The 651-nt window shown below is 79.3% G+C and carries 1 protein-coding gene; it reads right to left on the bottom strand.

What is annotated here, in order from left to right:
• Positions 1-624, bottom strand: a 624-nt coding sequence (locus E0D90_RS25925; protein ID WP_130800335.1) for a PHP domain-containing protein, incomplete at its 3' end; no start/stop codon positions are given.
• Positions 625-651: the final 27 nt, after the last annotated feature.

Genomic DNA, 651 nt, shown 5'->3' with positions numbered 1-651 from the left:
CCGTCGTGCCGGGTCGGTGGCGCGGGCGGTGGGCGCCGGGGGCAGGACCGCCCAGTGGCCGCCGCGTGCGGCCTCCGCCAGCTCCTGGAGGTCGTAGCGCGGGGCGTTCTTGGAGCCGGCGAGCTGGGCGGCGCTGATCGCGGCGGACAGCCGCCGGAACCCCTCCAGGTCCCGGGCCAGCACCAGCGGGCTCCCCAGGCCCGCCGTCCCGAGGTCCGGGGCTGGGTCCGGCGCCGGGTCCGGCGCTGGGTCCGCGCCCGCGAGGCCGGAGCGGCCCGCGGGGAGGCCCTGGCCCGTCTCCAGGGTGAGTTCGGCGCCGTAGACGGTGGAGATCCCGGCCGCCGCGGCGGCCTCCGCCAGGCGCCGGGCGCCGTAGAGGCCGTCCCGGTCGGTGAGCGCCAGCACGCCGATGCCCAGCCGTGCCGCCTCGACGGCCAGTTCCCCGGGGGAGGACGCGCCCTGGAGGAAGCTGAAGGAGGAGTGCGCGTGGAGCTCCGCCCAGCGGTCGGCGGGTGGACCGCCCGAGGACGTGGTGCGGTTCGGACGCAGCGGGAGGACCGTGCCCTGGCCGTGGTGGCCGTGGTGGCCGCGCGGCCCGTTCCGTGGCGGACGCTGGTCAGCCATAGCTGGCCTCCGCCCACCACCGGCCCC

Source organism: Streptomyces otsuchiensis (assembly GCF_004305975.1).
In the GTDB taxonomy this organism is placed as follows: Bacteria; Actinomycetota; Actinomycetes; order Streptomycetales; family Streptomycetaceae; genus Streptomyces; species Streptomyces otsuchiensis.
The sequence above is the reverse complement of the archived record's forward strand: the minus strand, read 5'-3'. Positions and strand labels throughout refer to the sequence as shown.